Origin of the sequence: Shewanella submarina, assembly GCF_042646185.1 — a bacterium.
GTDB lineage: Bacteria > Pseudomonadota > Gammaproteobacteria > Enterobacterales > Shewanellaceae > Shewanella > Shewanella corallii.
In genome coordinates, this window is record NZ_JBHRTD010000006.1 from 230731 (window position 1) to 256914 (window position 26184).

Below are 26184 nucleotides of genomic sequence, written 5' to 3' on the forward strand. Positions count from 1 at the left end.
TGGCTAAATTTTTGGTTATAGGTGAGTCCAAGTGATCGATTTAAGACTGCTCAGATTTTTCATCGCAATTTTTGAAGAGCGTAATATCACCTCAGCAGCCCAGCGCTGCCACGTCAGTCAGCCTTCACTCTCCTCTGGTCTTAAGCAACTGGAGGAGGAACTGGGAGGCCCTCTATTTGAACGCAGCAAAAAAGGTGTAGTGGCGTTGGACAGTGCCCACTATCTCTACCCGCTGGCCGTGAAGCTGGTAAAAGAAGCCAGTGAATTACCGGGTTTGTTCAAGCAAAAGGCAGCCAGACAGAAGCTGAAAGTGGCGGTGATGCCTGATCTGAGTCAGCGCAGGCTGGCGGGTTTACTGACCCGAATTAATCAGGTGGTGGAAAGGCTGGATATTGAGCTGGTTGATTATCACAGTGCAGCCGATTGCCGTCTTACGCTGGATGCCCTCAAGCGGGAGGACGAGGTCTTTATGCCGCTGTGGAGTGAAGACTATGTGCTTTGTGTGCCAAAAGGTCATCACCTAGCGCAAAAGGAGCTCGTTGAACCTGAAGATCTCAACGGCTATGACTTTATTGAGTGTCCTCCCTGTGAGGCTCATCAGCAGACCATAGGTTTGCTGGCCTGTGCAGATATGTCGCTTAATTTGGTCGCCAAGGCAGAGCATAAGTCACAGGTGATGTCTCTGGTGCTGGCTGGCTTTGGGATTAGTTTCCTGCCCGATGGTCTGGTGGAGGATGAACCAAGATTGGAGCTGGTGCGTTTTAATGGGCCGCGAATGTATCGTCGTATCGGCTTATGTTACCCCTCTCATCAAACATTGAACCCGGTTATCAGCCAGTTGATTAGAGGGTTGTCTCAGGGGCAGGAAGTCAGCTGAAAAGAAAGGGTGATTGCCAGCAGGCCATAGGTGTGAAGTCCGCGGCAATCGATTTTCAACTCACAGTTTGAAGCAGTTTTTATCTTTCAATATTTACACCTGCTTTTGTTGATTTAGTCTCAGCTCCCACAAGGTATGCAGTATCAAGGTTATCAACACCAGGCCGCCACCAATCAAATCATTATCTGAAGGCTTGTCCCCTAATACCAGATAGACAAACAGTGGGCCGAGCAGAATCTCCAGCAGCAGTATCAAACTGGTTTGAGCAGCCGGAATATAAGCCGGTGCTTTGGATATGCATAAGTAAGCGGCTGGTACCACTACTCCGCCCAACACCAGAGCATAAACCAAGTGGTCACCGGGGACAGACAATGGTCTGGCCCCTTTATACAGAGCAAAGGCTGCGATCATAATCCCTGCGCACACCAGAAAGCTCGCGGCATTTTTACCCTGGGTTGAACGCATAATGGTGAGGTAAATGGCTGTGGATATGGCTGTGACCAATGCATACAGATCCCCCACTATCTGGCCGGGCTCAGGGGCATAAGCAAAGATAAACCAAACGCCGCCTACTGCGGCTCCTATCGCCGCCAGGGTATGCAAAGGTAATTTGTCCTTAAGCACCACAAAAGCAATGATGGCGGTGAACAGAGGCGCAGTGTTTACGATAACTAGAGTGCTGGCCACCTGAGTGTGAGCCAGCGACAGCACAAAACACACGGTAGATGCACAGAAAAGCGCGCCCACGGCGAGCGTGCCGAGTGAGGGTGGCAGCAACTTTTGTTTGAGCTCAGTGCGGTTAAAAACAATCAGGATCAGCAAAAAGCTTGTGGCCTGCATGGTGCCTCGCCAAAACAACAGATTCCAGGGAGAGGTATCTGTGAGGCGAACCAACAGACTGTCAAAGCTCAGAATAAGAATGCCGGCCAGTGCCAGCAAAATGCCACGTTTAACAGGTGTCATAGGCAATACCTGAACGTCAAAGCGAGTAATCACTTATACGGCCTGTGGCGTTTATGGACAAGGTCTGAACCGGATTAACCCTTGATGTTGAAGCTAACTATTTGAAAATCTGAGCTGGGTAATTATTTTCAACTGATTGTATGGCCTAACTGCGTCCGCTTAGGTAAGCTGTATCCATTACCATAAACTGGTGTCCAGTGCGCGAATTGGCGCAATCTCATCAAAATTATCAACTGTGCGGGCTACTGGCCTGCACGGGATGCTTTTGTTTTACAGGAGACGAAAGAGAATTATGAATAAGGTTCCTATGACGGTAGTTGGTGCCGAGCGTTTGCAGCAAGAGCTGGATATGCTGAAGTTTGAACGTCGTCCACACATCTCCGAGGCCATTGCCACTGCCCGTGAACTGGGGGATCTGAAGGAAAACGCTGAATACCACGCAGCCCGCGAAGAGCAGGGCCTGTGCGAAGCGCGTATCCGCGATATCGAAGGCAAGCTGTCCAATGCTCAGATTATCGATGTCACCAAGATGGAAAACACCGGCAAGGTGATTTTCGGCGTAACTGTGACCATCATGAATTTGGACACTGAAGATGAAGTGACTTACCGCATCGTAGGCGATGACGAAGCCAATATTAAAGAAAATCTGCTGTCAGTGAATTCTCCTATCGCTCGTGGCCTGATCGGTAAAAACGAGGGTGATGAGGTGAGTATTCAAACACCTGGTGGCATTACTGACTTTGAAATTGTCAGCGTGGAATATATTTAATTTATATTTCAGCTCAGCAAGGTACAAAAAAGCCGCTCGCTATCTAAGATAGTCGAGCGGCTTTTTCGATCCGGTGATGATTAGCGCGCTTTAGGAATGGCGATCTTCATCTCTTCGGACTGACGATACAGTACGGCATTGTGACCGATCAATTGAACGTTCACTGCGCCGGTTTCGCGGACGATGGCGTCGACGATAGCAAGTTTCACTTCGCGATCAGTAGTAGGCACTTTGACCTTGATCAGCTCGTGGTGTTGCAGTGCGTTGTCGATTTCTGCCAGCACGCCCTCAGTCAGGCCGTTGGCCCCGAGCAGTACCACTGGCTTTAAATTGTGCGCCAGTCCTTTGAGGTACTGTTTTTGTTTGGTTGTCAGGTTCATTTATACCAACTTTTGCTGAGTTACCATTGAAAAACGGGTATTCTACCCTCATATAGCTTAGGTGTAACTCTGATTTTGTTTCGGGAATTCGATGTCAGCAAAAAAACGTTCAGCCAGCTCCACCCGTTGGATGCAGGAACACTTTGATGATCACTATGTAAAACTCTCTCAAAAGCGTGGTTTGCGTTCTCGCGCCGCCTTCAAACTGGAAGAGTTGCAGCAGAAAGATCAACTGATCAAACCTGGTATGACAGTGGTGGATTTGGGTGCGGCTCCCGGTGGTTGGTCTCAAATTGCCGTGAAGCTGGTGGGTGAAAAGGGCAAAGTTATCGCCTGTGATATTTTGCCGATGGACCCAATCGTTGGTGTCGATTTCCTGCAGGGCGATTTCCGCGAAGATAAAGTGCTGGACGCTCTGTTAAATCGAGTGGGCGATGCCAAAGTTGATGTCGTATTGTCAGACATGGCGCCAAACATGAGCGGCAGTGATGGTGTTGATCAACCGCGCGCAATGTATCTTGTTGAACTAGCATTGGATATGTGTCATCAGGTACTGGCGCCAAATGGCAGCTTCGCAGTTAAGGTATTTCAGGGAGAGGGCTTTGATGAGTATATGAAGGCGGTGAGAGCGGCTTTCAAAACTGTCAAGACCCGTAAGCCGGATTCCTCGCGCCCCCGTTCAAGGGAAGTGTATCTGGTGGCGACCGGGTATAAGTTGTAGTAACCTAGCGACAATCATCGCAGGACTTTAATGAGGTCTAAGAACTTGAGTGACATGGCAAAAAACCTGATTCTCTGGGTCGTCATCGCGGTAGTGCTGATGTCGGTATTCCAGGGTATTTCCCCTACTTCGTCCTCAGCGTCGAAGATGGATTATTCAACCTTCGTTCAGGACGTGGAAAACAACCGTGTTGCCACTGCCGAATTTAAAGCTGACCAGCGCACCATAGTTGGTACTATGCGTAGTGGTGATAAGTTCACTACCATCATGCCTATTTATGACCGTGACCTGATCAACGACCTGTTGAAAAAAGGGGTGAAAGTTAAAGGCCAGGAGGCTGAAGAGTCCGGTTTCCTGACCCAGATCTTTATCTCCTGGTTCCCAATGCTGCTGTTGATTGGTGTTTGGATCTTCTTTATGCGCCAGATGCAGGGCGGCGGCGGTAAGGGCGCTATGTCCTTCGGCAAGAGCAAAGCCAAACTGATGAGCGAAGATCAGATCAAGACCACTTTCGTCGATGTGGCTGGTTGTGATGAAGCCAAAGAAGAAGTGAAAGAGCTGGTGGATTATCTGCGTGACCCAACCAAGTTCCAGCGTCTGGGCGGCCGTATTCCTACCGGCGTATTGATGGTAGGCCCTCCAGGTACAGGTAAGACACTGCTGGCCAAGGCGATTGCCGGTGAAGCCAAGGTGCCTTTCTTTACCATCTCAGGTTCTGACTTCGTTGAAATGTTTGTGGGTGTGGGTGCATCCCGTGTTCGTGACATGTTTGAACAGGCTAAAAAGTCTGCTCCTTGTATCATCTTCATCGACGAGATCGACGCGGTAGGCCGTCAGCGTGGTGCCGGCTTGGGCGGTGGTCACGATGAGCGTGAGCAGACCCTGAACCAGATGCTGGTTGAGATGGATGGCTTCGAAGGTAACGAAGGTATTATCGTTATCGCTGCGACCAACCGTCCTGATGTACTGGATGCTGCACTGTTGCGTCCAGGCCGTTTCGACCGTCAGGTTGTAGTCGGTTTGCCAGATGTTCGTGGCCGTGAGCAGATCCTGAAAGTGCATATGCGCAAAGTGCCTATCGGTGACGATGTGAAAGCCAGTGTGATTGCCCGCGGTACCCCTGGCTTCTCAGGTGCGGATCTGGCCAACCTGGTAAACGAAGCTGCGCTGTTTGCTGCCCGTGGTAACCGTAAACTGGTTGGCATGGAAGAGTTTGAACGTGCTAAAGACAAAATCATGATGGGTGCTGAGCGCCGTTCCATGGTGATGTCTGAGCAGGATAAAGAGATGACGGCGTACCATGAAGCCGGTCACGCGATTGTGGGCTATCTGATGCCTGAGCATGACCCGCTGCACAAGGTGACCATTATCCCTCGTGGTCGTGCTCTGGGTGTGACCTTCTTCCTGCCGGAAGCCGATGCTGTCAGTCAGAGCCGTCGTAAGCTGGAGTGTCAGATCTCCGTGGCATACGGTGGTCGCCTGGCTGAAGAGCTGATCTTCGGTGATGAAGCGGTTTCTACCGGTGCATCTCAGGATATTAAGTACGCGACCTCTATCGCCCGTAACATGGTGACTCAATGGGGCTTCTCCGACAAGCTGGGTCCTTTGTTGTATGCGGAAGAGGAAGGTGAAGTTTTCCTGGGTCGCTCAATGGCTAAATCCAAGCATATGTCAGATGACACAGCAGCCATTATTGATAGTGAGATCAAGGTGATCATCGACCGTAACTATCAGCGTGCCAAGCAGATCCTCGAAGAGAACATGGATATTCTGCACTCCATGAAAGACGCTCTGATGAAGTATGAAACCATCGATTCTCCTCAGATTGATGATCTGATGGCCCGTCGCGATGTACGTCCACCTGCTGATTGGCAGGATGACAATGGTAACGGTGGCAATGGTTCCACTCCTCAGGGTGGTCAGGAAGTTAAGCCTGCCGAGCCAGAGGCGAAGGAAGTCGTTGATACCGACATCCAGGAGCCGGGCGAGTCACCAGCCAAGTAATGCAGTAGATATTGTTTTTAAGAAAACCCCGTGAGGGGTTTTCTTGTTTTAAGGAGAATAGGATTGTTCAAGCTGGAAGCCCATGGCAAAACCCTGGAGTTGGATGCCCCCGTGGTAATGGGGATTTTGAATGTGACACCCGACTCATTTTCCGATGGTGGTGAATTTGCAGCCTATGAGTCTGCCTGTCGTCATGCGGATGAGATGGTGGCTCAGGGAGCTGGAATTATCGATATTGGTGGCGAGTCAACCCGTCCGGGGGCCGCAGACGTTGCGCTTGAGGAGGAGCTCAAACGTGTCATTCCTCTGGTAGAGTACGTTGCCAGGCACCATGACGTGTGGATCTCTGTTGATACCAGTAAGCCTGAAGTGATGCGTCAGGCTGTCAAGGCCGGTGCTCATATCATTAATGATGTTAGAGCTCTGCAGGAGCCGGGGGCACTTGAGGCGGCTGCAACTTCCGGCGTTCCGGTTTGTCTTATGCATATGCAGGGACAACCGAGAACTATGCAGCAAGCGCCTCAATATGAAGATGTCGTCTCGGATGTGAAAGCATTTTTCAGGGAACGAATTGAGGCCTGCGAAGCCGCCGGAATCCCGAGAGAGCGTATTATGCTGGATGTTGGCTTTGGGTTCGGAAAAACCCTCGAACATAACTATCAGCTGCTGGCAAATCTGGATGAGTTTCATGAATTTCAGCTGCCCCTGCTGATTGGTCTGTCCAGAAAGAGTATGATAGGCGGCTTATTGGGACGTGAACCCAAAGACAGATTGGCCGGAAGTTTGGCCGGTGCTCTGCAATCACTGCAGCTTGGGGCACATATTGTTCGTGTACACGATGTGGAACAGACCGTGGACACTGTTAAAATATTTAATATCTGTCGCCAACTGAGACGTTAGGCGCCAGAGTCAGACGGATTTGATATTTGAGTGTGGTAAGGAACAAGAATGAGAAAGTTTTTTGGGACTGATGGGATCCGCGGTAAAGTCGGCAGCGGCAAGATGACACCGGAACTGGCGTTAAAGCTGGGTTGGGCCGCGGGTCGAGTGTTAAGCCGCAGTGGTACCAAGAAAGTGATTATCGGTAAAGACACCCGTATTTCCGGTTACCTGTTTGAGTCTGCTTTGGAAGCCGGACTGTCTGCCGCAGGTCTGAATGTCATGCTGATGGGCCCTATGCCAACACCCGCCGTCGCCTATCTGACCCGCACCTTCCGCGCAGAAGCCGGTGTGGTGATCAGCGCTTCTCATAATCCTTACTATGATAATGGCATCAAGTTCTTCTCTACCGATGGCAGCAAGCTGGACGACGAGATTGAATTGGCTATCGAAGCTGAGCTGGAAAAACCTATGGAGTGCGTAGAGTCGCACCTGCTGGGTAAAGTATCACGCATTGATGATGCTGCCGGTCGCTATATCGAGTACTGCAAGGGTAACTTCCCGGCTGATCAGACACTTGAAGGGCTGAAGATAGTGGTGGACTGTGCCCATGGGGCGACTTACCACATAGCACCAAGCGTATTTAAAGAGCTGGGTGCGGAAGTTATCGCTATTGGTGTAAAGCCGAACGGTATCAATATTAACGACAAAGTCGGTGCCACCGCTATGGGCGCCATTTGTGAAGCCGTGTTGGAGCATCAGGCCGATTTGGGTATTGCTCTGGATGGCGATGGTGACCGTATCATGATGGTCGACCGCCACGGTAATGTGGTTGATGGTGACCAAATTCTATATATCCTGGCATGTGAAGCTCAGGCTCGAGGTGCACTGACAGGTGGTGTAGTTGGTACTCAGATGTCCAATCTGGGCCTGGAGCTGGCGCTGAAAGAGCGTAGTATTCCGTTTGCCCGCTCTAAAGTCGGTGATCGCTATGTGATGGAGTTGCTGAAAGAGAAGGGCTGGCGTATCGGCGGTGAAAACTCCGGCCATATCCTGGATCTTGACCATGGTACCACTGGTGACGGCATTGTGGCCGGTATTCTGGTGCTGGCCGCTATGCAGCGTCAGGGTAAGCCTTTTGAAGCCATGCTGGATGGCTTAACCATGTTCCCTCAGGTATTGGTCAATGTTCGCTTTGAAGGCCAGGACGATCCTCTGCTGCATGCAGAGGTGATTGCTGCCAAAGAAAAAGCGGAGGCTCAGTTGGGTGAAACCGGCCGGGTACTGCTGAGAAAATCAGGTACAGAACCTCTGTTGCGGGTGATGGTAGAAGGTGCAGATGAGGCTGAAGTGACCTCGCTGGCCAATATGATTGCCGACACAGTAAAGCGTGTATGCGCCTGATCGGATAGGCAGTCACAAGGCGATGTGGTGAAAACTGCATCGCCTTTGTTTTATCCCTGAGCAAAGAATTAGCTTTAAGAATAAAAAGTAATCATTCTCGCCTGTTATAACAAAAATAACGGCCTTGGGTATTGTAAGTTAAAGGGCGGTTCGCTATTATTCACGCCGCTTTCAGAGGAGACAGAGATGGCACTCAGACGTCCAATGGTTGCTGGCAACTGGAAAATGAACGGCGATGCGCAGTTGGCGCAGGAGCTTTTCAAGAAATTCGCGGCCAAGCTCCAAGATGATTCAGCAGAAGTGGTACTTTGTCCACCTTCAATCTACCTGGAAAGTGTCAGGCAGTTGATGGAAGCGAATAAAGAAGCCTTGAATGGTTGCCTGGTAAGAATGGGCGCGCAAAACCTGAGTCAGCACGATTTCGGTGCTTATACAGGCGAAGTGTCCGGCAAAATGTTAAAAGATGCCGGTTGCCGATATGTCATTATCGGTCATTCTGAACGCCGTCGTATGTATGGCGAAACCAGTGACATAGTTGCAGAAAAATTTGCTGCAGCACAAAAGCACGGTTTGACTCCAATCCTTTGTGTTGGTGAGTCTGGTCCGGCTCGAGAAGCAAGACGCACCTTTGAGGTGATTGCGGAAGAGTTGGATGTGGTTATCGAGAAAAACGGTACCATGGCTTTTGATAACGCAATTATCGCCTACGAACCGCTATGGGCAGTAGGGACGGGTAAGAGCGCAACCCCAGAGCAGGCACAGGAAGTACACGCGTTTATACGCAAGCGTCTCTCTGAAGTGTCTCCATTCATTGGGGAAAATATCAGAATTCTTTATGGTGGCAGTGTAACCCCGGGTAATGCTGCTGACCTGTTCGCCCAACCTGATGTTGATGGTGGACTGATTGGCGGAGCTAGCTTAAACTCGAGCGAGTTTTTAAGTTTATGTTCCATAGCAATGAGCGCGTAATATGTACAATGTACTGATTGTTGTTTACTTGTTGGTCGCAATCGCCCTGGTTGGCTTGATTCTGATCCAGCAAGGTAAGGGTGCCGATATGGGCGCATCCTTCGGTGCCGGTGCTTCCGGTACTCTGTTTGGTTCCAGTGGTTCAGGTAACTTCCTGACACGGAGCACAGCGATTCTGGCTGTGGCATTCTTTGTACTGAGTCTGGTTATCGGTAACCTGAGTGCAAACCATGCCAAAGAAGTCGATTCGTGGAATGATTTAGGCACAGCTGCAGAGCAAGTTGAACAAGCTCCTCAGCCAGCCGATCAGACTCAGGACAAGATTCCTGACTGATAACGATTTTGCCGAGGTGGTGGAATTGGTAGACGCGCAGCCTTGAGGTGGCTGTGACCTAACGGTCGTGCGGGTTCAAGTCCCGCTCTCGGCACCAAATTAACACTGTGTGATGATTCGTTTAGAAGGTCCTCAGTGATTGCAAGTTAAGGTGAAAGACCATATACTTGCACCCAGTTGACGCGGGGTGGAGCAGCTTGGTAGCTCGTCGGGCTCATAACCCGAAGGTCGTCGGTTCAAATCCGGCCCCCGCAACCAGCTCCCAGTTACTTGTCTTGATAGATTAGTTACTGAATACAGGTTCTTAAGCAATGACCTCGTGATTACGGGGTTTTTTGTTATTTGGACTTTGACATTGGCCGCAAAACGAGCGGCAAAGTACTGGGGCTATATAGCCCTTTTTTGTTTTTTTGGGGGTCTATTTTGGCAACATTGGAAAACAGACTGGCAGACATGCTTAGAGGGCCTGTGGAGTCGCTCGGCTACCAGCTGTGGGGTATCGAATACCTGCAGGCAGGTAAGCATTCGACGCTGCGAATCTATATCGACAGTGAGAATGGGATCAATATTGAGGATTGCGCCGAAGCCAGCCGTCAGGTCAGTGCTGTACTCGATGTTGAAGACCCTATCTCCCATGAATACACGCTGGAAGTTTCTTCTCCCGGTGTAGACCGTCCGCTGTTCAATTCGCAGCAGTACGCAGGCTACCTGGGTGAAGAGGCCAAAGTACAACTGACTATGCCGGTTGATGGTAGTCGCAACATGAGAGGCACCATCACCAAAGTCGAAGGACAGATGCTGACTTTGACCGTGGATGGTAAAGAGAAAGTCGTAGCCATCGATAACATTCGCAAAGCAAACGTGATTGCGAAGTTTTGATGGATAAAGGTGAACGAGGCAAGACGATGAACAAAGAGATTCTGCTGGTTGCTGAAGCGGTATCCAACGAGAAAGCCGTACCGCGCGAGAAGATTTTTGAAGCGTTGGAATATGCGCTGGCAACCGCTACCAAGAAGAAGTACGAAGGTGATATCGACGTACGTGTCGCTATCGATCGCAAGACAGGTCACTACGACACTTTCCGTCGTTGGCAGGTAGTTGAAGACACTGGTGAGCCGCTGGAAAACCCATTCCGCGAGATCACACTGGAAGCTGCTCGTTATGAAGAGCCGGAAATTCAACTGGGTGAATTCATCGAAGATGAAATCGAGTCAGTGGTTTTTGACCGTATCACTACCCAGACTGCCAAGCAGGTTATCGTACAGAAAGTACGTGAAGCCGAGCGCGCTCAGGTTGTTGAACAGTTCGAAGATAAAGAAGGCGAGCTGATCACCGGTGTGGTGAAAAAGAGCAACCGTGACAGCGTAGTGGTTGACCTGGGCAACAATGCTGACGGCGTCTTGTACAAAGAGGACCTGATCAGCCGTGAAAGCTTCCGTCCCGGTGACCGCGTTCGCGCATTGCTGTATTCAGTACGTCCTGAAGCTCGTGGTGCTCAGCTGTTCCTGACCCGTACCAAGCCAGAAATGCTGATCGAACTGTTCCGTGTAGAAGTACCGGAAATTGCTGACGAAATGATTAACGTTATGGGCGCAGCCCGTGACCCAGGCAGCCGCGCCAAGATCGCCGTCAAATCCAACGACAAGCGTATCGATCCTATCGGTGCTTGCGTCGGTATGCGTGGTGCGCGTGTTCAGGCCGTTTCCAACGAGTTGGGTGGCGAGCGTGTTGATATCGTGCTGTGGGATGATAATCCAGCACAATTCGTGATCAATGCCATGGCACCAGCTGATGTGGCCTCTATCATTGTTGACGAAGATAACCACTCCATGGATATCGCTGTTGAAGCCGACTCTCTCGCTCAGGCGATTGGCCGTAACGGTCAGAACATCCGTTTGGCGACCCAGCTGACCGGCTGGACTCTGAACGTGATGACTGTGGAAGATATGAACGCCAAACATCAGGCCGAAAGCGCCAAGATTGTTGACCTGTTCACCGGTTCTCTGGATATCGATGACGACTTTGCTCAGCTGTTGGCTGATGAAGGTTTCACTTCACTGGAAGAGATCGCTTATGTGCCGGTAGCTGAGCTGCTGGAAATTGACGGCCTGGACGAAGATATCGTCGAAGCGCTGCGTGAGCGCGCCAAGGCTGCAATCTCTACCCGTGCACTGGCACAGGAAGAGGCGCTGGATGGTGTTGAACCAAGCGCTGACCTGCTGGCTCTGGAAGGTTTGGAACGTCACCTGGCTTACATTATGGCAAGCAAAGGCGTAATCACACTGGAAGATTTGGCCGAACAAGGCATTGATGATTTGATCGAAATTGAAGAATTGACAGAAGAGAAAGCTGGTGAGCTCATCATGGCTGCCCGCAACATCTGTTGGTTTGGCGAAGAAGCATAAGTCGATCAACAGGGGGAGTTAACTGATGACAGAAAACACAGTAGAAAAACTGGCTTCGGAAGTAGGCAAAGACGTTGAGCGACTGATTGAGCAGTTTTCTCAGGCGGGTATTAGCAAGTCCCGTAACGACGTTGTCTCCGAAGCGGAAAAACAAACTCTGATTGAGTTTTTGAAAAAGCAGCACGGCGCTGACGGTCAACCAACCAAGATGACTCTGCAGCGTAAGACTGTATCTACCCTGAGCGTATCTGCCGGCGGTGGTCAGTCCAAAGACGTAAAAGTGGAAGTACGTAAGAAGCGTACTTTCGTCAAGCGTGACCCGGCAGCATTGAAGGCGGAAGCTGAAGAGCAGGCACGTGCAGAAGCAGAAGCGCAAGCAGCTGCTGAGGCCGCTGCTCAGGCAGAAGCTGAAGCCCGCGCTAAAGCAGAAGCAGAGGCTAAGGTAAAAGCTGAGGCAGACGCCAAGGCGAAAGCTGAAGCAGCTGCAGCCAAAGCGAAAGCTGACGCCGAAAAGAGTGCTGAGCCCGAAACCGAAGAGGCCCGCGAAGCGCGCCTGGAAGCTGAGCGCATCAAGAGTGCTCAGGAGGAAGCTCTGAAACGTAAGCAAGACGAAGAAGCAGCCAAGGCTGCTGAAGAAGCCCGTCGTTTGGCAGAAGAAAATGCCAAGCGCTGGGAAGAAGAAGAGAAACGTCGCCTGGAAGCCGAGCGCAGCCAGGACCATCACGTGACCACTTCTAAAGTAGCTCAGGCTGCTGAAGATCGCAGTGATATGGACGAAGAGAAGCGCGGCCGTCGCAGCCGTAACAAAACTCAGGGCAAGAAGCGTGGCGGTAAAGATGCCCGTGACGGCCGTGAGCGCCACATGAGAGGCAAAGCAGCGCCTAAGTCTATGGCTCATGGCTTTAACAAGCCAGTTGCTGCCGTTAACCGTGAAGTTCGTGTAGGCGAAACTGTCACTGTTGCTGAGCTGGCTCAGAAAATGGCAGTGAAAGCCACCGAAATCATCAAGCAGATGATGAAGATGGGCTCCATGGTAACTATTAACCAGGTACTGGATCAGGAAACTGCTCAGCTGGTTGCTGAGGAGATGGGCCACAAGGTAGTTCTGCTGCGTGAAAACGAGCTGGAGCATCAGGTACTGGCTGACCGTGACGACGATGAGCAAATGGAGCCTCGTGCACCGGTTGTGACCATCATGGGTCACGTTGACCACGGTAAGACCTCTCTGCTGGATTATATCCGTCGCGCTAAAGTTGCGGCTGGCGAAGCAGGTGGTATTACCCAGCATATCGGTGCTTACCATGTAGAAACAGACAACGGCATGGTGACCTTCCTGGATACTCCTGGTCACGCTGCGTTTACCGCAATGCGTGCCCGTGGTGCTAAAGCGACCGATATCGTAATTCTGGTTGTGGCTGCCGATGACGGTGTTATGCCTCAGACCATCGAAGCGATTCAGCACGCCAAGGCCGGTAACGTGCCTCTGATTGTTGCTGTGAACAAGATGGATAAGCCAGAAGCCGATCCGGACCGCGTTAAGACTGAGCTGGCTCAGCACAACGTGATGTCTGAAGATTGGGGTGGCGACAACATGTTCGTACACGTGTCAGCAAAAGCTGGTACCGGTGTAGACGAGCTGCTGGAAGCTATTCTGCTGCAAGCCGAAGTACTGGAACTGACTGCACGTCGTGAAGGTATGGCTGCCGGTGTTGTGATTGAATCCAAACTGGACAAGGGCCGTGGTCCTGTCGCGACTGTTTTGGTTCAGGAAGGCACTTTGCGTCAGGGTGATATCGTTCTGTGTGGTCTGGAGTACGGTAAAATCCGTGCGATGAAGGATGAGAACGGTAAGTCCATCACTGAAGCGGGTCCATCTATCCCGGTAGAGATCCTGGGTCTGTCCGGTGTACCGTCTGCCGGTGATGAAGCCACAGTTGTTCGTGATGAGCGTAAAGCTCGTGAAGTTGCTCTGTACCGTCAGGGTAAGTTCCGCGAAGTGAAACTGGCACGTCAGCAGAAGGCCAAGCTGGAGAACATGTTCGCCAACATGACCGAAGGCGAAGTTCAGGAGCTGAACATCGTACTGAAAGCTGACGTACAGGGCTCTCTGGAAGCGATTGCAGACTCTCTGGCCAAGCTGTCTACCGACGAAGTTAAAGTGAACATCATCGCCCGTGGCGTTGGTGCACTGACCGAAACCGATGCGACTCTGGCTGCAGCGTCCAACGCGATTATGGTCGGCTTTAACGTACGTGCGGATGCTCAGGCGCGTAAGACCATTGAAGCTGAAGCCGTAGATCTGCGCTACTACAGTGTAATCTATGACCTGATCGATGAAGTTCGCAGCGCAATGAGCGGTATGCTGGCTCCTGAGTTCAAGCAGCAGATTATCGGTCTGGCTGAAGTACGTGACGTGTTCAAGTCGCCTAAGCTGGGTGCTATCGCAGGTTGTATGGTGACTGAAGGTATCGTGAAGCGCAGCGCGCCAATCCGTGTACTGCGTGAAAACGTGGTTATCTATGAAGGCGAGCTGGAATCTCTGCGTCGCTTCAAGGATGACGTTAACGAAGTCCGCAACGGTATGGAATGTGGTATCGGCGTTAAGAACTACAACGACGTTCGCGTAGGCGACCAGATCGAAGTATTCGAGACCGTTGAAGTCGCACGTACCCTGTAAATAAGTAGTATTTGACAAGGGCGGCCGATATCCGCGCCGGTGACATCAGATTTGTTCTGAGGTTGCCGGTGCGAATATGGCCGCCCTTTGGTGATTAATATGGCAAAAGAATTCAGTCGTACCCGTCGTATCGGTCAGCAGCTGCAACAGGAGCTGGCCATGGTACTGATGCGGGAAATTAAAGACCCTAGGGTTGGCATGGTGACGGTAAATGATGTTGAAGTATCCCGTGACTTGAGCTTTGCCCGGGTATTTGTGACCTTCTTTGAAGACAATCCTGAGGCGGTTGAGGACAAGCTGGCAGCACTGGCTGCAGCGGCGCCTTACATCCGCACTCTGGTGGCCGGTCGCATGAAACTGCGTGTGATGCCTGAGCTGAAGTTCGTTTACGATGCTTCTCTGGTTGAAGGTATGCGCATGTCCAATCTGGTGAGTCAGGTGATTAAGTCTGATCAGGCCAAAGCTGAGAAGTTCGGCGCTGAAGATGACAAGGACAACGGAGAGGAAGCCTGATGGCCCGCCGCCCCAAAGGCCGTTTCATTGACGGCATAGTGCTGCTGGACAAGCCAACCGGTGAAAGCTCCAACCATGTGCTGCAAAGGGTAAAGCGTATCTATAACGCGGCCAAAGCCGGTCATACAGGTGCGCTGGACCCTCTGGCCACAGGTATGCTGCCTATCTGTCTGGGAGAAGCGACCAAGTTCTCTTCTCACCTGCTGGATGCGGATAAGCGTTATCTGGTGACAGCTAAGCTGGGTGAGCGGACCGATACCAGCGACAGTGATGGCGAAGTGATGCAAACCCGTGAAGTGGCTTTCAGCGAACAGCAGCTGCTGGATGCACTGGAACACTTCCGTGGCGACACCATGCAGGTGCCTTCCATGTACTCTGCGCTCAAGTATCAGGGGCAGCCTCTGTACAAGTATGCTCGCGAAGGCAAGGAAGTCCCCCGCGAAGCCCGCCCAATCACAGTATTCGAGCTGAACTTTATCAAGCTGGAAAACGATGAATTGACGCTGGATATTCACTGCTCCAAAGGCACCTATATCCGCACTATCATCGACGATTTGGGTGAAATGCTGGGCTGTGGTGCTCATGTCATTATGCTGCGCCGCACTGCTGTTGCCGGTTACCCTTATGAAAAAATGGTAACCCTGGAGCAGTTGGAAGCCTTGCTGGAGCAAGCACGTGAGCAGGAAATTGCGCCCAAAGAGCTGCTGGATCCTATTTTGCTGCCGATGGACACTGCCGTGGCTGATCTGCCTGAAGCCAATGTGCATGAGTCGGCTGCTGGTTATCTGATGAATGGTAACCCGGTTCAGGTGGCAGGTTTGCCGTCAGATACCCTGGTACGCATCACGCTGGGTGAAGCGCGCCAGTTTGTGGGTATAGGTCAGATGAACGATGATGGTCTGCTGGCGCCCAAGCGTTTGATTGTGCTTCAGCAACCAGGTCAGGATTGATCTTGGTTATTAATTGATCCTGGTTCAGCCCGGGCGCTTGCGCCTGCTGACGAATCTGGCTAAAATACCGCTCCCTTCGGCTGAGTTAGTGATCGGCTGAAGATTAACATTGATATCTTGGAGAGACACATGTCACTAAGTACTGAAGCGAAAGCACAAATCGTTGCCGAATTCGGCCGCGGTGAAAACGACACTGGTTCTACTGAAGTTCAGGTAGCTCTGCTGACTGCGCAGATCAACCACCTGCAAGGCCACTTCAAAGAGCACATCCACGATCACCACTCTCGTCGTGGTCTGCTGCGCATGGTTAGCGCTCGTCGTAAGCTGCTGGCTTACCTGAAGCGCACTGAAAACGACCGTTACGTAGCTCTGATCCAGAAGCTGGGTCTGCGTCGCTAATTTCGCGTCTCGCTCAAAGAAAGGAGGCTCCTGCCTCCTTTTTTGTTGTTTCAAAGCCACCTATAGGTGGCTTTTTTTATGACTTTTTAATGACAATCGTGGGATGGGTAACTGCAGCGTAAGCGATCAAAAGCGAGGCGGAAGGCCTGTGTAGCATGGTATCGAGGCGCAGTTGGCAGCGGGCGGGATACCGCAAAATAAGCGGCTTGCGGGTACAGGCAGCACTTTATCTGTCACAAGTACTTGCAGTATACTTACGCGCGTATTTAAGGTCATTAAATTAAGGAATGGGTCAAGTGAATCCTATCGTAAAAAGTTTTGAGTATGGTCAGCATACTGTCACCCTGGAAACAGGCGTAATTGCACGTCAAGCTGATGCAGCCGTTCTGGCCAGCATGGGCGATACCACTGTTCTGGTAACTGTTGTCGGCAAGAAGCAAGCCGATCCGGGCCGTGACTTCTTCCCTCTGACTGTAAACTATCAGGAAAAGACTTACGCAGCCGGTAAGATCCCTGGTGGTTTCTTCAAGCGTGAAGGCCGTCCATCTGAAGACGAGACTCTGATTGCACGTCTGATCGACCGTCCAATCCGCCCACTGTTCCCTGACGGTTTCACCAATGAAGTTCAGGTGATCATCACCGTTGTTTCCGTTGACCCACAGATTGAGCCGGACATTGTTTCCATGATCGGTACATCTGCTGCTCTGGCTATCTCTGGTATTCCATTTAATGGCCCACTGGGTGCAGCCCGTGTTGGTTATGTAAATGGCGAATATACTCTGAACCCAGGTGCTGAAGAGCGTCTGAACTCTGACCTGGATCTGGTTGTTGCCGGTACTCAGGGTGCTGTTCTGATGGTTGAGTCTGAAGCAAAAGCTCTGCCAGAAGAAGTAATGCTGGGTGCGGTAGTATACGGTCACGATCAGCAGCAAGCTGTTATCAACGCCATCAACGAGTTCGCCGCCGAAGCGGGTAAGCCACGTTGGGACTGGACTGCTCCGGAAAAAGACCAGACTCTGGTTGAGCAGATCAAAGAGCTGGCTGAAGAAAGCCTGACCAATGCTTACCAGATCACTGCCAAGCAAGAGCGTTACGAAGCTGTTGGCGCGATTAAGAAAGCTACCATCGAGAAGCTGCAGGAAGCCAATCCTGAGCTGGACGTACGTGAAGCCAGCGATCTGCTGGGTAGCCTGGAGAAGCAGGTAGTACGTAGCCGCATCATCGCCGGTATGCCACGTATCGATGGCCGTGAGCCAGATATGGTTCGTGCCCTGAGCGTAATGGCCGGTGTATTGCCACGTACCCACGGTAGTGCTCTGTTTACCCGTGGTGAAACTCAGGCACTGGTTACCTGTACTCTGGGTACCGAGCGTGATGCGCAGAAGATCGACTCTATCATGGGCGAGCGCACCAACCGCTTCATGCTGCACTACAACTTCCCTCCATACTCTGTAGGTGAAACCGGTATGGTTGGTTCACCTAAGCGTCGTGAAATTGGTCACGGTAAGCTGGCATGGCGTGGTATCAACGCAGTAATGCCAACTTCTGACGAATTCCCATACTCTGTACGTGTAGTATCTGAAATCACCGAATCCAATGGTTCTTCTTCCATGGCTTCTGTATGTGGTACTTCTCTGGCTCTGATGGATGCCGGTGTACCTATCAAGACCTCTGTAGCCGGTATTGCTATGGGTCTGGTGAAAGAAGGCGACAACTTCGTGGTTCTGTCTGACATCCTGGGTGACGAAGACCACCTGGGCGACATGGACTTCAAAGTAGCCGGTACTCGCGACGGTATTACTGCTCTGCAGATGGACATCAAGATCGAAGGTATCACCAAAGAGATCATGGAAATCGCTCTGCAGCAAGCATACGGTGCCCGTGTTCACATTCTGAACGTGATGGACCAGGCGATTGAAGCGCCACGTGATGATATCTCTGATCACGCTCCACGTATTACCACCATCAAGATCAACCCAGAGAAGATCCGTGATGTAATTGGTAAGGGCGGCGCAACTATCCGTGCTCTGACCGAAGAAACCGGTACTACTATCGAGCTGGAAGATGACGGTACTGTTAAGATCGCCTCTACCAATGGCGATGCTACCCGCGAAGCAATCCGTCGTATCGAAGAGATCACTTCTGAAGTAGAAGTAGGTCGTATCTACAAGGGTAAAGTTATCCGTATCGTAGACTTCGGTGCCTTCGTTAACATCCTGCCAGGCAAAGATGGTCTGGTTCACATCTCTCAGATTGCTGAAGAGCGTGTGACCAACGTATCTGACCACCTGCAGCTGAACCAGGAAGTAGACGTTAAAGTGATGGAAGTGGACCGTCAGGGCCGTGTACGTCTGTCTATCAAAGAAGCCAAGGCTAAAGAGCCAGCAGCTGAATAATTCACTTAAGTGAATGAGTTAAAAGGAGACCTTAGGGTCTCCTTTTTTGTTGTCTGTGGTTTATCCATCGTAGCTTCCTAAATGAAAACAGTGACTTTTGTCGATGGCGCCATGATGAGCGGGTTGCTATTATGGAGCTATCGAGTTTGGCTGAATGTCTGCAGTAAAGGCAAAGCCGCCGGATCAAATATTGAAGGTGATAAAGGATGAAATTGAGATTTCCCGACACGTTACTGGCTGTAACACTGGGATTAAGCCTGTTGACCACTGGCTGCAGCAGTACACCTGAGCGTACCGATCTGGAAGGCAAGATGGTGGTAGTGCCACCAATGCCTGAGTACAAGAAAGAGGTTACTCTGGCCAAGCTCAATGAGATTCTGGGTACCATGGAGTTGTCTCCTGAGCAGCGAGCCCGCTTCCTCTATGAGCGCGGTGTAGTATACGACAGCGTTGGTTTGCGACTGCTGGCCCGTATTGACTTTCATCAGGCCCTGAAAATTGAGCCTCAGTTAGCCGACGCCTACAATTTCCTAGGGATCTACTACACCCAGGAAGGGGAGTATGAGAGTGCCTATGAGGCGTTCGATGGTGTGCTTGAGCTGGCACCTGACTATGACTATGCCTTCCTGAATCGAGGTATCGCCCTTTACTATGGTGATCGTAATGAGCTGGCGGTCGGCGATCTGCAAACCTTTTATCAGCTGCAGCCCCAGGATGGTTATCGAGCGCTCTGGCTCTATATCGTAGACAGCGAGACTGACCCGGAATCAGCACTCGCCAACCTTGCTGAACACAGAGGTACTCTGCCTGACGGTGCCTGGTCCAGCGCTTTGGTTGATTTCTATCTGGGACGACTGACCAAGGAGCAACTGTTTGACCTGGCCAAGGCGGATCTGACAGACCCTACTGAGTACATTGAGCGCCTGTGCGAAGCATACTTCTACCTAGCCAAGCGTGAGATGACACTGGGGAATTATCAGGAGGCGACCAACTACCTTAAGCTGGCACTGGCCACCAATATCTATGATTTTGTTGAGCACAGATACGCCAGACAGGAGCTGCAGAAGATCCGCAGCATTCTGGATGCGCCTGCACCCACTGAAGAAAATTGAGTTGAAATGAAAAAGCCGGCAGTGATTGCCGGCTTTTTTGTATTCCTATAAAAATCAGATCGTTGGCATTGCCGTGGTGCGCTCTACAAACTGTGACTCAATCAGTTCAATGGCTTCATCCAGAATCTCCTTCGAGGCCTTGTAGGCCGCATCTGCATCTCTGGATTTAATAGTGTCCAGGATGTGCTGGTGCTTCAATACATCAGCTCCGGGAACTCCTTTGATTCTATTGGTATAGCGGATACTTACCCGCAGCGCAGTGGCGATAAAATTGGTCAGCTGGTAGAAGAAACGATTACAGCTGGCTTCCAGGATTGCCGTATGGAAAGCGATATCAGCCTCCAGCGGGTCATCCAGACCATTATCCGCATCTCGCATGCGATTCAGTGCCTGTTCTATATTTCTCAGCTGCTCAGCATTGGCCTGAAGTGCTGCCAATGCGCAGGCCTGGGGTTCGATGGCAACCCGCATCTGGGTGAATTCATGCAGCAACTGGATAGAGGGCTTGGAGCTGAGGATCCAGCTCAGTACATCTGTGTCGAACAGATTCCAGTTATGTTCCGGCATCACTCTGATGCCTTGCTTGGGTCTGGAGGTTATCAGGCCTTTGGCCGAGAGCATTTTTACTGCCTCCCGGGTCGCGCTGCGACTGACACTGTATATGGAGCAGATATCAGCTTCTGAGGGAAGACCGCTGCCCACTGCGTAGTTGCCTTTAACAATCTCCATTCCGAGATTGTGGGTCAGCTGATGGGTAAGGTTATGCTTCTCGCGTAGATCCATAATATTTCTTATTAATCACGTAAATAATAACTGGCTTCCCACTGTCAGGAGCGCACAGGTTGCTGGCGGGATAACTCATCCTACCTCAGTTTTAAGCTACTGGAAAACCAGTAAATACACTTTCCCTTCATAAACAGGCCTGGTCACCGGTATTGCCGGGCGAAATATTTTGTGTTTAACTAATGTTAATAAATATTATAAATAATACAAGGAAAGGTTCTGGGGTAGAGCTGTTATGACAAGGGGAAGTACCTGACAGTATCTCGAAAGAAAGATGCCCCAAGCCGGAAAACGGAAGGTGATGGTCTAATCAGTCAAGAATAATTGGCTGAAATAGTTGCAAAAGTCAGCATGCTGTTACAGCTTTTCTTTTGGGGCTATTAAAAAGGAGTAGATATATGACCATTTCACAGCTGAATTATCAGCTGGGCGGGCGGCATGTTTTTATCACTGGTGGAGCAACGGGAATTGGTGCTGCGCTGGTTACTGCTTTTGTGGAGCAGGGGGCTGATGTCACCTTTGTCGACATTAACAAGAATGCAGGGGAGGCGCTGATAAAGACCCTGCAGTTACCCCCCGGACAGAAGCTCGAGTTTGCTCAGTTGGATGTTACCGATACCAAAGCCTTGCAGGAGAGCATCGCCGGGCTTGGGAAACTGGATGTATTGATTAACAACGTTGGCAACGACGCCAGATATGACTCAGAGTCAATCTCTGAATCTCAGTGGCTTGAGTGCATGAGTATTAACCTGCATCCAGCGTTTTTTGCATCTCAGGCTGCCGTCCCTCTGCTTAAGGTTCAGGGGGGCGTGATCCTCAATTTTTGCTCCAACATGGCTTATCTTGGGGAGCGTAATATGGCTGCATATGTGACGGCCAAAGCCGGAATAGCTGGAATGACCAAGGCACTGGCGAGAGACTTTGGGGCTGACGACATCCGGGTAAATGCGATAGTGCCGGGTTGGGTGGCCACTGAGCGGCAATTGCAACAGTGGCTCTCGCCGCAGCATGAACAGCAACTGATGGAAATGGTGGCGATTCCAAAACGTATTACGCCAGAAGATATCTCCAGGCTCGCCCTGTTTTTGGCGTCTGATGACAGTGGGTTTATTACTGGTCAGTGCATGGTGATAGATGGAGGCAGGGTATAAGTGACAGCCCCGGATAAGGTAATAGTGGTTGATTGGGGGGCGAGTTGCCTCAGGGCATACCTGTGCCTTGCTGCCGGTCAAGAGTTGACTGTTCTGGACAGTGTCTCCGGCCCCGGGGTGACCAAAGCCGGTAATGACTTCGAGGCTGTGCTCACTTCTGTGATCTCTTCCTGGAGTGCCAGCTATGGTGGTCTCCCGGTTCTTATGTCCGGACATATTGGTTCTAACCTTGGCTGGCATGAGGCTCCCTATGTGTTTTGTCCTGTATCTCCCGTTGATGTTGCGTTGCATGCGGTGAGTTTTATGGCAGGTATCCACAAAGTCTATGTGATTCCCGGGGTCAGCTGTGCAGACAGTGACCAGCATATGGATGTTATGCGTGGTGAAGAGATACATGTGCTGGGATGGCTCAAACTGGACTCCCGCCATGAACAGGGTACACATCTTTTATGTTTACCCGGTACACACACCAAGTGGGTACTGGTGAAAGATGGTGTTATCTCTATGGTTAAAACGGCCATTACAGGAGAGCTTTACGACCTCTTGTGCCATCAGAGTGTCCTGATCCAGCAAGCTGCGGAGCAGATGGATATGTGCGCTTTTCAACGGGGTGCGAAACTGACGCTGGAGAGTGAGAATGGGCAGTTTGTCCATGGCCTGTTCAGTGTCAGAACCTTGCAGGTTCTGGGGCGCTTGAAGCCGGAAGAGGCCAGCTCCTACCTGTCGGGGTTACTGATAGGCAGTGACATCAGGGCGGCCCTGATGGCGCAAGAATGGCGTCTTGATGAACTGGCGTCTATCACCCTTATTGGCAGTCCTCCATTGTGCGGGCTGTTTGAAACAACAATGAAAATGAAGCAATTAACTCCCGGTTGTGTCGATGACAAGCAAACCTGCTTAAGCGGATTTTCCGCCATCTACCGGGCAGTTTTGAAGGAGTAGTAACTGGTGTCGGGACTCAGGTCTGCGACAAAATGACAATAACAAATATGCTCATTGGGGGAGTATATGGAACTAACCACACTCGATTTATCTGTGGTCGCCCTGTATGTGGTGGCACTGACCAGCATTGCGATCTGGGTTTCCCGAGAAAAGGCCGGACATGAAAAAAATGCCAATGATTACTTTCTGGCCGGTAACTCTCTTCCCTGGTGGGCGATTGGGGCATCGCTGATAGCCGCCAATATTTCCGCCGAGCAGATCATTGGTATGTCCGGCTCCGGCTATAAAATTGGCCTGGCCATCGCCTCCTACGAATGGATGGCAGCGATTACTCTGATCATCGTGGGTAAGTACTTTCTGCCCATCTTTCTGAAAAAGAAAATCTACACCATGCCTCAATTCCTTGAACAGAGATTTGATGGTCGTGTCAGGCTGATCATGGCTATCTTCTGGCTTGGGGTCTATATCTTCGTCAACCTCACCTCTGTGTTGTGGCTGGGTGCACTGGCGATTAATACCATCGCCGGCGTGGATATGTTCTACGGTATGCTGTTCCTGTGTTTGTTCTCTGTTGCCTATTCACTCTATGGCGGCCTTAAGGCTGTGGCCTTCACTGACATCATTCAGGTGGTACTTCTGGTATTTGGCGGCCTGTTCCTGACGGTGACGACACTGGAAATGCTGGGTCAGGGTCAGGGCCTGTTGGCAGGTCTGGATAATATTTTTGCCCAGGCGCCTGAGAAGTTTGACATGATCCTTGCCAGGGACCATCCCCACTATATAGATCTGCCCGGATTGTCTGTGTTGATTGGCGGTATGTGGGTGATGAATCTCTCTTACTGGGGATTCAATCAGTACATTATTCAGCGCACTCTGGCGGCAAAGAGCCTGCGAGAGGGGCAGAAAGGCATCGCCTTTGCCGCATTTCTGAAGTTACTTATGCCTATCATAGTGGTGCTGCCGGGAATTGCTGCTTACCTGCTGCTGCCTGAACTGGACCGTCCCGACAGAGCTTATCCTGAATTGATGTTGATGATGCCGGAAGGGTTAAGGGGGTTGATCTTTGCTGCTGTGATTGCCGCGATAGTTTCCTCCGTAGCCTCCATGACCAATAGTATTGCCACCATTTTCACCATGGATGTTTACAGTAAACTGGGCAGTAAAGAGTATCAGCCTGGCCACCTGGTCAGAGTCGGGCGAACGGTCAGCTTGCTGGCCATGATTATTGCACTCTTTACCGCCAAACCTTTACTTGGCAATTTCGATCAGGCTTTTCAGTATATTCAGGAGTTCACGGGCTTTTTCACCCCCGGCATAGTGGTGCTTTTCCTGTTTGGTATGTTCTGGAAAAAGACCACTGCCAACGCTGGGCTGGCGGCGGCGCTGGGATCTGCCGTGCTGTCATTTGCCTTCAAGTTGTTCTGGCCTGAGTTGCCCTTTATGGACAGAGTTGGATTGGTATTCCTGCTTTGCGCTGCCCTTGCGGTTATCGTTTCTCTGGCTGAGCAGAACAAGGCTCAGCCCAAAGGCATTGAACTGGCTGATGTGAATTTCTCAACATCCAGAGGCTATAACCTGGCCGGAGTCGCCGTTACCCTGATTTTGATCGCCGAGTATGCAGCCTGGTGGTGATGGCCTAATGGTTTCTGCCCGGTTTCTGTATTCAGTACCCGTCGCCAATATTTTGGGGGAGGGGGTGATATGGGACGCCGGGCAGCAACAGGTTTGGTGGACAGATATTGAAGCATGCCTCCTGTATTGCTTTGCGCCTTCATCCCGCGAGTTGACTCAGTACAAACTTCCCCGAAGGCTTTGCAGCTTTGCGCTGACAGATAATCCCGGAACCATCCTGGCAGCATTCGATACAGGTTTTGGACTCTACCAGCTTGATAGTGGGGAGCTTGAATGGCTGGCCTGCCCTGAAACTGCACAGGGACCCACAAGGCTGAATGATGGCCGGGTGGACGGCGCAGGAAGGTTTTGGTGCGGCTCCATGGTGGAAGGGAATGCTGGTGTCGGCGAACAGGGAAGCTTGTATAGCCTGGATAGGGGAGAGTGTCGGAGTCACTGCGGTGGCTTTGAGATATTCAATGGACTGGCATGGAGTCGGGATAAGGCGTGGTTATACTGCGCCGACTCAGCTAAACACCTGATATACCGTCATCCCTGGGAGCCTGAATATGGCAGCCTGGGGCCTGCAGAAATATTTGCCCGAACACCTGACACTGTATTCCCCGATGGCTCCGCGGTGGATGTCGGTGGAGGCTTGTGGAATGCACAGTGGAATGGAAGCCGGGTTGTCAGATACACCCCTGAAGGGCAGATTGACTTTGTGCTTCACCTGCCCGTAAGCCAACCAAGCTGCGTCTCATTTGGTGGCCCGGATATGAACCTCCTGTTTGTTACAACAGCCAGTACCGACCTGTCTGCTGAGCAAATCTCCCGGCAACCAGAAGCCGGAAACCTGCTGGTTTATCAAATTTCCGGTGTCACAGGGACACCGGCCAGTAAATATAATATCTAGTTGTTGTACCTGACTTTTCGCTATTAACTGGCAGCGTCCGCGCCGATTCTCATCAAAAGAAAGATTGACACTTACCCTCAGCTTGGTTATTTCATATTAATTATAATATAAATACTACAATGAGGTGCTGCATGGATGAGCTGGCGTATCTTTCCAATGATTTTCTAAGGTTGACTGTGTCTCCTGCCCTCGGGGGGAGCATTACCCGTCTGGATGCCTTTGTGGATGGCAAGTGGCAATCCTTTCTCAGACCCTGGGACAAAACCAATCATGTGTTGTCCACCGCCAGCTTTCCCATGGTGCCTTTTTGTAATCGTATTAATCAGGGAGTGTTCAATTGGCAGGGCCGGCTGATAGAGCTGGCCGCCAACCATCCTCCTGAGCCCCATGCGATTCATGGGTTTGGGTGGCAGCAGAAGTGGTTGGTTGAACATGAGTCCAGAAATCAGCTGATTATCAGCCATTATGAAGATGGTCGCCGTTGGCCATTCAACTACTTCTGTTGCCAACGTTTCTCATTAAGCCGTCGCAGTATCAGGGTCGAAATGACGATCTGCAACTATGGAAAGCAATACATGCCTGCCGGGCTGGGTTTTCATCCTTACTTTCCGCTGACGCAGGACACCAGACTAATCGCCCCGTGCAAAGGTAAATGGCTTACGGATAACGACATGATGTTATCCGTGAGGCAGCCAGCCCCCGAGGAGCTTATGTCAGCTCCAGGGCTGAAGCTGGCGGGGACAGGGCTGGATAACATGTTCACCGGCTTTGGGGGGCACTGCAGGATCATCTGGCCCGGGGCTGGATTAAGTTTAGCGATGCGTACCTCCGAAACCTGCGATTTTCTTCAGCTTTATGTTCCGGATGACCAGGACTTCTTTTGTGTTGAGCCCCAGAGTATCGCAGTGGATGGATTCAATCGTTATCAATCCGGCATGAGCGATGCTGGCGTGACAGTGCTTGCGCCCGGCAAGTCATTGTCGATTTGGATGGAGCTGTTTCCCGGCACGCTGGCGGGATAAAACCAGTTAT

General features: G+C 51.1%; 24 protein-coding genes and 2 tRNA genes. 23 read left to right on the top strand and 3 right to left on the bottom strand.

The genetic code is table 11. The annotated features are described in order from the left end of the window. Window positions 1-31: 31 nt before the first annotated feature. A complete protein-coding gene (locus tag ACFOE0_RS04060) occupies window positions 32-877 on the top strand; it encodes a LysR family transcriptional regulator (RefSeq protein ID WP_248935341.1) in 846 nt (281 codons plus the stop codon). 93 nt (window positions 878-970) lie between these two features. On the opposite strand, the gene ACFOE0_RS04065 is transcribed toward ACFOE0_RS04060, so the two are convergent. Then, a complete protein-coding gene (locus tag ACFOE0_RS04065; protein ID WP_248935340.1) occupies window positions 971-1840 on the bottom strand; it encodes a DMT family transporter in 870 nt (289 codons plus the stop codon). A gap of 292 nt (window positions 1841-2132) precedes the next feature. On the opposite strand from ACFOE0_RS04065, the gene greA reads away from it, so the two are divergent. Continuing rightward, a complete protein-coding gene (gene greA / locus ACFOE0_RS04070) occupies window positions 2133-2609 on the top strand; it encodes a transcription elongation factor GreA (RefSeq protein WP_248935339.1) in 477 nt (158 codons plus the stop codon). 80 nt (window positions 2610-2689) lie between these two features. Here the strand turns inward: greA and yhbY are convergent, their stop codons facing one another. After that, entirely contained in the window at window positions 2690-2989 is a 300-nt protein-coding gene (gene yhbY, locus ACFOE0_RS04075; RefSeq protein WP_115136111.1) for a ribosome assembly RNA-binding protein YhbY, read from the bottom strand. 91 nt (window positions 2990-3080) lie between these two features. Here yhbY and rlmE point away from each other — a divergent pair, with 91 nt between their 5' ends. The 16 genes from rlmE to nlpI all read left to right on the top strand — a co-directional run bounded on the left by rlmE (window position 3081) and on the right by nlpI (window position 19752). Then, complete coding sequence (gene rlmE, locus ACFOE0_RS04080) at window positions 3081-3710, top strand: 23S rRNA (uridine(2552)-2'-O)-methyltransferase RlmE (RefSeq protein ID WP_248935338.1); 630 nt, start codon at window positions 3081-3083, stop codon at window positions 3708-3710. A 30-nt stretch (window positions 3711-3740) separates the two neighbouring features. Continuing rightward, window positions 3741-5714: an ATP-dependent zinc metalloprotease FtsH gene (gene ftsH / locus ACFOE0_RS04085; protein WP_248935337.1), complete on the top strand. Its 1974-nt coding sequence runs from the start codon at window positions 3741-3743 to the stop codon at window positions 5712-5714. A 63-nt stretch (window positions 5715-5777) separates the two neighbouring features. After that, entirely contained in the window at window positions 5778-6614 is an 837-nt protein-coding gene (gene folP, locus ACFOE0_RS04090) for a dihydropteroate synthase (protein ID WP_248935336.1), read from the top strand. 48 nt (window positions 6615-6662) lie between these two features. Then, on the top strand, window positions 6663-7997 hold the full coding sequence (glmM, locus tag ACFOE0_RS04095) for a phosphoglucosamine mutase (RefSeq protein ID WP_248935335.1): 1335 nt from the start codon (window positions 6663-6665) through the stop codon (window positions 7995-7997). Window positions 7998-8183: 186 nt separating this feature from the next. After that, window positions 8184-8966: a triose-phosphate isomerase gene (tpiA, locus tag ACFOE0_RS04100; protein WP_248935334.1), complete on the top strand. Its 783-nt coding sequence runs from the start codon at window positions 8184-8186 to the stop codon at window positions 8964-8966. A 1-nt stretch (window position 8967) separates the two neighbouring features. Beyond that, a complete protein-coding gene (gene secG, locus ACFOE0_RS04105) occupies window positions 8968-9300 on the top strand; it encodes a preprotein translocase subunit SecG (protein WP_248935333.1) in 333 nt (110 codons plus the stop codon). A 10-nt stretch (window positions 9301-9310) separates the two neighbouring features. Then, window positions 9311-9397 (top strand) — tRNA-Leu (locus ACFOE0_RS04110). Window positions 9398-9481: 84 nt separating this feature from the next. Continuing rightward, window positions 9482-9558, top strand: a tRNA-Met gene (locus ACFOE0_RS04115). A 165-nt stretch (window positions 9559-9723) separates the two neighbouring features. Next, window positions 9724-10179 carry a ribosome maturation factor RimP gene (gene rimP / locus ACFOE0_RS04120; protein WP_115136320.1) on the top strand — a complete coding sequence of 152 codons (456 nt, stop codon included), beginning with the start codon at window positions 9724-9726 and terminating at the stop codon, window positions 10177-10179. Between the two features lie 26 nt (window positions 10180-10205). Next, the gene (gene nusA / locus ACFOE0_RS04125) at window positions 10206-11705 is read left to right on the top strand and encodes a transcription termination factor NusA (RefSeq protein WP_115136319.1); all 1500 of its coding nucleotides are present in this window, start codon (window positions 10206-10208) and stop codon (window positions 11703-11705) included. Between the two features lie 25 nt (window positions 11706-11730). Continuing rightward, window positions 11731-14382, top strand: a complete 2652-nt coding sequence (gene infB / locus ACFOE0_RS04130; RefSeq protein WP_248935332.1) for a translation initiation factor IF-2 — start codon at window positions 11731-11733, stop codon at window positions 14380-14382. A gap of 99 nt (window positions 14383-14481) precedes the next feature. Beyond that, window positions 14482-14895: a 30S ribosome-binding factor RbfA gene (gene rbfA, locus ACFOE0_RS04135; RefSeq protein WP_248935331.1), complete on the top strand. Its 414-nt coding sequence runs from the start codon at window positions 14482-14484 to the stop codon at window positions 14893-14895. Then, window positions 14895-15845: a tRNA pseudouridine(55) synthase TruB gene (truB, locus tag ACFOE0_RS04140; RefSeq protein WP_248935330.1), complete on the top strand. Its 951-nt coding sequence runs from the start codon at window positions 14895-14897 to the stop codon at window positions 15843-15845. The genes rbfA and truB overlap by 1 nt, the downstream gene beginning before the upstream one ends. Before the next feature lie 129 nt (window positions 15846-15974). Continuing rightward, window positions 15975-16244 carry a 30S ribosomal protein S15 gene (gene rpsO, locus ACFOE0_RS04145; protein WP_115136102.1) on the top strand — a complete coding sequence of 90 codons (270 nt, stop codon included), beginning with the start codon at window positions 15975-15977 and terminating at the stop codon, window positions 16242-16244. Between the two features lie 296 nt (window positions 16245-16540). Beyond that, window positions 16541-18640: a polyribonucleotide nucleotidyltransferase gene (pnp, locus tag ACFOE0_RS04150; protein ID WP_248935329.1), complete on the top strand. Its 2100-nt coding sequence runs from the start codon at window positions 16541-16543 to the stop codon at window positions 18638-18640. Between the two features lie 206 nt (window positions 18641-18846). Beyond that, window positions 18847-19752 carry a lipoprotein NlpI gene (nlpI, locus tag ACFOE0_RS04155; RefSeq protein ID WP_248935328.1) on the top strand — a complete coding sequence of 302 codons (906 nt, stop codon included), beginning with the start codon at window positions 18847-18849 and terminating at the stop codon, window positions 19750-19752. Window positions 19753-19806: 54 nt separating this feature from the next. On the opposite strand, the gene ACFOE0_RS04160 is transcribed toward nlpI, so the two are convergent. Continuing rightward, window positions 19807-20535 carry a FadR/GntR family transcriptional regulator gene (locus ACFOE0_RS04160; RefSeq protein WP_115136099.1) on the bottom strand — a complete coding sequence of 243 codons (729 nt, stop codon included), beginning with the start codon at window positions 20533-20535 and terminating at the stop codon, window positions 19807-19809. Between the two features lie 398 nt (window positions 20536-20933). On the opposite strand from ACFOE0_RS04160, the gene ACFOE0_RS04165 reads away from it, so the two are divergent. The 5 genes from ACFOE0_RS04165 to ACFOE0_RS04185 all read left to right on the top strand — a co-directional run bounded on the left by ACFOE0_RS04165 (window position 20934) and on the right by ACFOE0_RS04185 (window position 26174). Continuing rightward, entirely contained in the window at window positions 20934-21686 is a 753-nt protein-coding gene (locus ACFOE0_RS04165) for an SDR family NAD(P)-dependent oxidoreductase (protein WP_248935327.1), read from the top strand. Beyond that, entirely contained in the window at window positions 21687-22628 is a 942-nt protein-coding gene (locus ACFOE0_RS04170) for a 2-dehydro-3-deoxygalactonokinase (RefSeq protein ID WP_248935326.1), read from the top strand. A 66-nt stretch (window positions 22629-22694) separates the two neighbouring features. Next, window positions 22695-24260 (top strand): sodium/sugar symporter, encoded by a 1566-nt coding sequence (locus ACFOE0_RS04175; protein ID WP_248935325.1) that lies wholly within the window; start codon window positions 22695-22697, stop codon window positions 24258-24260. A gap of 7 nt (window positions 24261-24267) precedes the next feature. Next, the gene (locus ACFOE0_RS04180) at window positions 24268-25152 is read left to right on the top strand and encodes an SMP-30/gluconolactonase/LRE family protein (protein WP_248935324.1); all 885 of its coding nucleotides are present in this window, start codon (window positions 24268-24270) and stop codon (window positions 25150-25152) included. A 131-nt stretch (window positions 25153-25283) separates the two neighbouring features. Beyond that, a complete protein-coding gene (locus tag ACFOE0_RS04185; RefSeq protein WP_248935323.1) occupies window positions 25284-26174 on the top strand; it encodes an aldose 1-epimerase in 891 nt (296 codons plus the stop codon). The last annotated feature ends 10 nt before the right edge of the window (window positions 26175-26184 follow it).